We start from the raw sequence: 7,546 nt of genomic DNA, 5'->3' as shown, positions 1-7,546 counted from the left end.
ACGTTGATAGGTTGGGTGTGTAAGTGCTGTGAGGCATTGAGCTAACCAATACTAATTGCTCGTGAGGCTTGACCATATAACACCAAAGTGGTTTTAAGACACATAGAATTACGATGAAAACATCGGTTTGATACTTGATTATTGTTATTTCAAAACAGAATTGTTAAAGATCCAAGCACGTATTCGCGTGTTTTGAGACAAGTCGAAAGACAATGCAATCAACGCATAGCTCAAAACAAACGCAAAACGAATTGCTTGACGATCATAGAGGCGTTGAACCACCTGATCCCATCCCGAACTCAGAAGTGAAAAGTGCCATCGCCGATGGTAGTGTGGGAGATCCCATGTGAGAGTAGGTCGTCGTCAAGCTTTATATTAAGAGAAGCCCCGTCCTGCTCAGCAGGTCGGGGTTTTTTCGTTTAAGAACATCAAAACACTCTCTCCCACTAGTGGGGCTCTTTATAACAGACAGGCATGTAAGAGTAGATCGTCCCGCAATAGGGGAAGTATCATCAAGCTTTATATTAACAAGGCCCTGATAGCTATGCTGTCAGGGCTTTTTTTTTGTCTTAAAGAAATGCAAAGTCATCTGGGTTAGCAATAAGCCTCGCAGCACTCGCTTAGCCATTTGCTCCGCTTGCGCCAGTCTCATCCTTCGACGGTCTGTGCGAATTTAGTGTTAAGATGGAATGAGTCAGCATAAAGATTTTTTTGATTCGTTAAAGATGGATGTGAGGGTTTAAAGTGCCTTTTATCCGATTTTCTGTTGTCTGTTTCGCAAGCTGAAGGTGAATCAAATATTAATACTCTTTAGGTAAGTTGTTGTCTTGTAATGCAGCTGTTTTTTTGCGTAATACCTAGAGAGTAGTGGAAATCAATTGAATCTATAGTCGTTCATGCAGGAGAAGATTGTGAGGATTTAACTGTATGCGCCTTCACTATCTAATAAATTTTTTGCTGATTCTTCAGGTCTGTAATGTGTTTTATGGGTATAAAAAGAATTAGTTTCGCCTCCAATGGGTGTATTTCCCTCCTTTCGGACTTTACATTCACGCATAGCATCTTTATGAAACTTATGAAAGGTAGGTGTTTCTGAGAAAAAATATGGTATTTTCTATTTTATTTTTAAGGTTTGAAAATAAATAAAATCCTTTAAATACATATAGATATGATTTTTTTATCTTTATTCTGATGCTTATATCGTCAAGTGTTGTAATTTTTTTTTAAAACTTGATTGACCCAGTGCTTGAAAGCGGACTACAATCAGTTTCGTTTAAAAGAGTTGGCAATATTTATGTCCAGAGTTGCGAATATTACGTCATGTATGTTCGGTCCTGTTAAGTCATAAGTAATACCGAGTTTTTTTAGCACTATAACGGAAGCGATTTACGCTTACGTATAAATTAACTTAACCTACAGGATAAACAGACATGTCTGACGTAGTAACTGGTACAGTAAAATTTTTCAACGAAACTAAAGGTTTCGGTTTCATCACTCAGGATTCTGGTCCTGATGTTTTTGTTCACTTCTCTGCAATCAACACTTCTGGTTTCAAAACTTTGGCTGAAGGCCAAAAAGTTGAATTCCAAGTAGCTCAAGGCAAAAAAGGCCCAGAAGCTCAAAACGTTACTCCTCTTTAATTAAGAGTTAACGTTGCTGAGGTTTTACTCAGCAGTGCGAATGCTAAAAAGCGACTTTATAGTCGCTTTTTTTGTTTTTGTTGTTTGTATGGCTTTAAAGGTATTAATTTTTTTATTAGCTCCTTTAATGCTTCATAGCAAAATAGAAATAATTGTTTGTATAAGGGGAAATATTCAATGGCTGCGAAATCACTGCAGGAGCAATTATTAGGTGTTGGGCTTGTAGATAAAAAAAAGGTAAAAAAGCTAAAAGCAGAATCTTTACAGCATAAGCAAAAGGTAAAAAAGGGAAAGGCTGCGCCAACTGACATGGATGATCGGCAAGAGGTGTTAAAGCGTCAGCGTGATGAGAAAGCAGAAAAAGATAAGCAATTAAATCTAGAGCGTCAAAAGCTTATAGAAGAAAAGGCTGTTCATGGACAAATTAGACAGATGATAGAGCAAAACCGTATAAAAAAAGAAAGCGGTGATATTTCTTATCATTTTACAGATAATAAAAAAGTTAAGAAATTGTATGTTAGTCAATCTATGCATAATGACTTAAGCTACGGTCGTTTGGCGATAGTAAAGCTTGATGAAGCATATGAGCTTATTGCAGAGCCTGTTGCAGTGAAAATAACTGAGCGTGACCCTTCTTATGTCTTAGTGTGTAATAACCGTACCGAAAGTCTAGATGATGACCCGTATGCAGACTTCCAGATCCCAGACGATTTGATGTGGTAGCTTATTCGGTAATGATGGATTAAATTTAAAAAATGAAAATATTTCTTGCACAATCCAAATAGTCAGGATAGTGTAATATTTAGACAGAGGGCAAAGGAATTGTCCATGCCTCTAGGATGGAGGCTCTGTCTTCTTTCAGGAAGAGGCATAGCTGCAAGGATGCAGCGGAAATTTTTCCAAGAACTTCTCCTTAAATAGACTCCACTACATATAATTAGCTCAATTGCTAAGATGTTTATTATATGCATTCTCTATGAATCCTACTTTAGATTCTATGGTTTTCATCACGTCTCTGATTCTTAATTGTTTTTCTGATTCCTCCGTACTGCTGCTCTTTTAAGTTCTTTCTTCTCCTTCCAGTGTGCTTTTCTGTAGATTAAATCTTATTTCACGTTTAATCTTTCACACTTTGTTATTTTTATATGCACATTATTTTCGATACGAAGATGGGGTTTTTATTAACCTATTGATTATAGGTATTTTTTTAATCGAGCTGATTGTCCTTTGTTTTTTTGTCCTTTATTTGTGACTTATTTCATATAAACAGCACTCAGGATGAATTGTTTGTGCATGCATGATGCATCTACTTGTGAATTTCTGCGAAATCTTTAGATTAATTGACTGTTGCTTGCAATGTTCAAGCGCCTACAAGAAAGCTATATATTTTAAAGGGAAACGAGAATGAAAAAATCGATTATTGCTATCGCAGTATCTAGCGCTGCTTTTGCTGCTGTATCTGTTCATGCTGCTGAAGGTTCTACAGTAGACGTTTACGGTAACATCCAATACGCATACACCGACAATGATAATGGTTCTGACTTTGAAGACAATGGTTCGACCTTTGGTTTCAAGGGCGAAACAACAATCAATGAAGATTTGACTGCTTTCTTCAAGTACGAGCTTGAAGCTGATGCTGATGAAAAAAAGAAAGATGTAACAGTTAATCTTGATCAAGCTTTCGTTGGTTTGAAAGGTAACTTCGGTAAGGTTCAAGTAGGTTCTTTTGATTCTATCTACAACAATGCCATTCAAGATTCTGTAGATCAGTTTGAGAACCTAGAGTTTAATTCTAACACCACTACAACTGAAGGCGACACTATCGCTTACTTCTCTCCTTCTTTTGGTGGTCTAGAGCTTCAGGCTTCTGCACAAGTTAAAGGTACTGATAACACAAATGATGGCACTGCAGTTACACTTGTAGGTAAATACAGTGTTGACGCTTTGACTGTTGCTCTAGGTTACGATTCTCTTGAAAATGATCAAGCTGATGATGAAAACACTATCGGTTTGAATGTTGGTTATCAAGTGATGCCAGCTTTGAACGTAAGTGCAAAATTTGAAACTACTAAAGATGTAGAAGATACCATGGGTCTAGCTGCACGTTACGGCTACGGCGCTGGTGATGTTTATGCCTCTGCGCAAGTAATCTCTCCAGATTCTGGCGATGATTACAACGAGTTTGGTGCTGGCGTAACATACAGTCTAGCATCAAATGTTTATGTATACGGCGAAGTGGCTAGCATTGAAGCTAGCTCTACTGCTGATGCAGACACACAAACAGCTGTTGGTGTTTACTACGGTTTCTAAGATCCTCTTCTAGATGATTTTATTTACTCTAAGGCTCCTAGCTAATAATAAGGTGGGAGCCTTACGTTAAGTATGATCATTCAAGGTTCCATATTTCTTCTCTTGTAGGCAGATTGTTGGAACATTTTGGCACTTGATGGAAACATCAAGTGCTTTTTTTATTTTGAAAGCTTTTATTCTTAATATTACAAATACTTGATTGTTATTTGACCAAACCGTTACACTGAAGTTTTCCTGTGATTGGCGGTTTTTATGCTTAATATGGACTTTACCCAAGCTGTATTGATCGATACAAATAAACTTGATTGGGTAGCAAGTCCCATGCCTGGTGTTTTTAGAAAGCCATTGGCTAGGGAGGGGGCTGAACGGGGTCATGCAACTAGCCTTGTGCAGTACAAGGCTGGATCAGTTTTTCGTCCTCATCCACACCCTCTGGGTGAAGAAATATTGGTGTTATCAGGTGTTTTTTCTGACCAACAAGGTGACTTCAAGGCGGGAAGTTACTTTAGAAACCCTCCCGGTACTAGTCATGCTCCTCATAGTGAAAATGGGTGCTTGTTGCTCGTCAAGTTACATCAGTTTCAGTCGTCCGATTTAAATCAAGTATCTATAACTACCCCTAAAATCTGGTCATCTAATAAGTCCGAAATCTTGCCGCTGTATATGTTTGGTATGGAGTGTGTGTGGCTTGTTAGGATTCAAAATGGTGACAATTTATTAAGTGAATTAGACTTACCTAGTTCTGTTGAATTATTTGTTATCTCAGGTCAGGCTAGTTACGGTGAGCGTCTATTATCATCTGGCATGTGGTTTCGTGAGCCAGAATTTTTGTCAAATCAATGGAGTGTAGAATCGAGCTGCTTTATTTGGCTAAAGTCGGGACATTTCTAAATCGTCTATTAATGAGAATATTGAGGTATTTGTGAAGCATATTGTACCAGAGCAAAAACGAGTGGTTTTGCCGATAGTTGAAAGTGATGAGTGCTTCCCTGTAGGACGAGTTTACTGTGTTGGTCGGAATTATGCTGAGCACTCGAAAGAAATGGGTGATGACCCTGAAAGAGATCCGCCATTTTTCTTTGCTAAAGACGCTTCTAATGTTGTGCCTGTTAGCTTTTCAGATACGTTGTCTATTCGTTACCCAATGGCTTCTAAGCAGTTTGAGTATGAAGTTGAACTTGTTGTGGCGATTGGTAAAGGAGGGCGTAATCTAACGCTAGGACAAGCTAGTGAGGCTGTTCTTGGCTACGCTGTTGGTTTGGATATGACTCGGCGGGATCTTCAGGCGCAAGCTAAGAAGAAAGGCCGTCCATGGGAGGTTGGAAAGTCCTTTGATGAATCCGCGCCAATCAGCCCAATCCTCCTGAAAACAGATCAGCTTACCAAGCAAATATTGAATGCAGAAATTGGTTTAAAAGTGAATGGTGACTTGAAGCAAATTAGTCACATTTCCAATCTTACTTGGTCTATTGAAGAAGTTATCTGTAAATTATCAGAGGTATTTGAGTTGCGACCTGGTGATTTAATTATGACAGGTACGCCCGAAAATGTTGGTGCAGTTACTTCGGGTGATGAAATGACTGCTTGGGTGGATTCTATAGGTGAAATTCGAGTTTGTGTTACTGATTAAATTCTGTGAATCTACTTTGTAAGATAGGCGCTAACGGGTGGTTATATTCATTTAATAGATGAATAGCCACTTCCGCAGTACACAGGCCTGTTGTCTTTTGATTTCTGCGTTTGCTGTAAACTGACTTTATGTCTTTGATTTCATAGTGTGTAAATTTTTTTAGATATGGGGATTGATTGTACATTTTTCGTGCTTGCTGCCAAGTGCCGTCAATGACAATAATGTTCTCTATATTGAGCAGTTTTGTGTTGCTTGGTGCTGAGTCTACATTGTTATTTGGATAGATAAGCAAACTATTATCAGGTGATAAGTTAACTATGTCTTGGCTAGGGTCAACTCGAGACCAAGTTATGACTTTGCAATCGGAGCCCATTATTTCTTCCACTAATTTGCCCGTACCCGTTTTCTTTTTGAGCTCTTCACTGTGTGTTAACAGCCAAATAATCATGTGTTTTTTTGCCTAAGTAAATCTTTATTATGGGGATTGTACTCATAGTGGGCTCTATTATGAATTAAAAAAGAGCTCCTCTTGTTTTGTGACAAGAAGAGCTATTTCAGATTGGCTGAATACAATAGAGTTTTATTCTTTACCTATCGAACCTATTTTATGGATAGATAAATCTGCGCCATTAAATTCATCTTCTTCATTTAGTCGCAATCCGCTAATGACTTTAATTGCGCTATAAACAGTAAAACCACTTATGGTCGCAACGGCAATACCGGCAATACTTCCGACTAGTTGTGAAAGAAAGCTAACACCGCCTAGACCGCCAAACGATTCAGACCCAAATATACCTGCTGCGATCCCACCCCATGCCCCACAAACCCCATGTAATGGCCAAACACCGAGTACATCATCTGTATTTTTTAAATTTTGCTGAACATAGGTGAATAGCAGGGTGAATATCGCGCCAGCAAATGCGCCTGTTGCTAGCGCTCCTATTGGATGCATTATGTCTGACCCTGCGCAGATAGCCACAAGACCGGCTAGTGGGCCGTTGTGAATGAAGCCTGGGTCGTTTTTACCAAATATCATTGCGGTAATAATGCCGCCAACCATCGCCATTAAAGAGTTTACGGCGACGAGTCCACTGATGCCTTCTAGCGTTTGCGCTGACATAACATTAAAACCAAACCAGCCAATACAGAGTATCCAAGCGCCTAGAGCAAGAAATGGAATGTTTGAAGGGGCAAAGGCAACAAGTTTTCCTTGTTTGAATCGACCACGTCGCGTTCCTAATAAAACAATAGCTGTAAGAGCGACCCAGCCCCCAAATGCATGAACAACAACGGAGCCCGCAAAATCATGAAAGGGGGCGCCAAAGTGAGTTTCTAATAGATCCTGAAAGCCATAGTTGCCATTCCAGACAATGCCTTCAAAGAATGGGTACGCAACACCAACTATAATGGCGGATGATACCAGCATAGGGTAGAACTTAGCTCGTTCAGCAACGCCACCAGAGATGATTGCTGGAATGGCGGCGGCAAATGTCATTAAAAAGAAGAATTTAACTAGGCTGTATCCATTGTTTTGAGATAAAACGGCTGCGCTATCAAAAAAAGTAATGCCATAAGCGATTTGATACCCAACAAAAAAATAGACAAGCGCAGATATGGCAAAATCTGTCATGATTTTTACTAGCGCATTAACTTGGTTCTTGTGGCGTACTGTTCCTACTTCAAGAAAGGCGAAGCCGGCATGCATGGCAAATACCATCACGGCTCCAAGTAGGATGAAAAGCGTGTTTGAGCTGGATACGAGTATTTCAACTGCACTATTTGTGGGTGACACAGAGCGACTCCTGTTGTTTTTGCACTTATATGGTTCTCCATCTCCTCTTGTTGCTCTTGTTTAGGGCTTATTTTATAGAGAATGGAGGGTTTCTTTATTATTTTGGTGTTTTTAAGCAAGATGCATTCCATGTTGCGTTTTTTTGGTGCTTTTTTTTAAGGTTTGTTCTATGTG

The 7,546-nt window shown here is 39.2% G+C and carries 7 protein-coding genes and 2 rRNA genes; 7 read left to right on the top strand and 2 right to left on the bottom strand.

Annotated features, from left to right (window positions below; genetic code table 11):
- The 7 genes from DFP77_RS18160 to DFP77_RS18130 form a co-directional block, all read left to right on the top strand.
- Window positions 1–76: ribosomal RNA gene (locus tag DFP77_RS18160) — 23S ribosomal RNA — on the top strand; the annotation flags it as partial.
- Window positions 77–254: 178 nt separating this feature from the next.
- A 5S ribosomal RNA gene (gene rrf / locus DFP77_RS18155) occupies window positions 255–369 on the top strand.
- 1,061 nt (window positions 370–1,430) lie between these two features.
- The gene (locus DFP77_RS18150; protein ID WP_024024079.1) at window positions 1,431–1,640 is read left to right on the top strand and encodes a cold-shock protein; all 210 of its coding nucleotides are present in this window, start codon (window positions 1,431–1,433) and stop codon (window positions 1,638–1,640) included.
- Between the two features lie 177 nt (window positions 1,641–1,817).
- On the top strand, window positions 1,818–2,363 hold the full coding sequence (locus DFP77_RS18145; protein ID WP_114413618.1) for a DUF2058 domain-containing protein: 546 nt from the start codon (window positions 1,818–1,820) through the stop codon (window positions 2,361–2,363).
- Window positions 2,364–3,044: 681 nt separating this feature from the next.
- Complete coding sequence (locus DFP77_RS18140) at window positions 3,045–3,950, top strand: porin (protein ID WP_114413617.1); 906 nt, start codon at window positions 3,045–3,047, stop codon at window positions 3,948–3,950.
- A 252-nt stretch (window positions 3,951–4,202) separates the two neighbouring features.
- Window positions 4,203–4,841, top strand: a complete 639-nt coding sequence (locus DFP77_RS18135) for a cupin domain-containing protein (protein WP_114413616.1) — start codon at window positions 4,203–4,205, stop codon at window positions 4,839–4,841.
- 31 nt (window positions 4,842–4,872) lie between these two features.
- Window positions 4,873–5,580: a fumarylacetoacetate hydrolase family protein gene (locus DFP77_RS18130; protein ID WP_114413615.1), complete on the top strand. Its 708-nt coding sequence runs from the start codon at window positions 4,873–4,875 to the stop codon at window positions 5,578–5,580.
- Here the strand turns inward: DFP77_RS18130 and DFP77_RS18125 are convergent.
- Together DFP77_RS18125 and DFP77_RS18120 are read right to left on the bottom strand one after the other, a co-directional pair.
- A complete protein-coding gene (locus DFP77_RS18125; RefSeq protein WP_114413614.1) occupies window positions 5,570–6,028 on the bottom strand; it encodes a tRNA-uridine aminocarboxypropyltransferase in 459 nt (152 codons plus the stop codon). The genes DFP77_RS18130 and DFP77_RS18125 overlap by 11 nt on opposite strands.
- Before the next feature lie 132 nt (window positions 6,029–6,160).
- Complete coding sequence (locus DFP77_RS18120; RefSeq protein WP_114413613.1) at window positions 6,161–7,372, bottom strand: ammonium transporter; 1,212 nt, start codon at window positions 7,370–7,372, stop codon at window positions 6,161–6,163.
- Between the last annotated feature and the right edge of the window lie 174 nt (window positions 7,373–7,546).

The organism is Marinomonas foliarum, from assembly GCF_003337275.1.
In the GTDB taxonomy this organism is placed as follows: domain Bacteria; phylum Pseudomonadota; class Gammaproteobacteria; order Pseudomonadales; family Marinomonadaceae; genus Marinomonas; species Marinomonas foliarum.
Note: the sequence above shows the minus strand (reverse complement) of the source record. Positions and strands in the feature narration are given on the sequence as shown.

What these genes read in the sequence shown, in the direction of transcription:
- DFP77_RS18135 (WP_114413616.1), top strand. Translation starts at nt 4,203, where the DNA reads ATGCTTAATATGGACTTTACCCAAGCTGTATTGATCGATACAAATAAA.
- DFP77_RS18150 (WP_024024079.1), top strand. Translation starts at nt 1,431, where the DNA reads ATGTCTGACGTAGTAACTGGTACAGTAAAATTTTTCAACGAAACTAAA.
- DFP77_RS18145 (WP_114413618.1), top strand. Translation starts at nt 1,818, where the DNA reads ATGGCTGCGAAATCACTGCAGGAGCAATTATTAGGTGTTGGGCTTGTA.
- DFP77_RS18140 (WP_114413617.1), top strand. Translation starts at nt 3,045, where the DNA reads ATGAAAAAATCGATTATTGCTATCGCAGTATCTAGCGCTGCTTTTGCT.
- DFP77_RS18125 (WP_114413614.1), bottom strand. Translation starts at nt 6,028, where the DNA reads ATGATTATTTGGCTGTTAACACACAGTGAAGAGCTCAAAAAGAAAACG.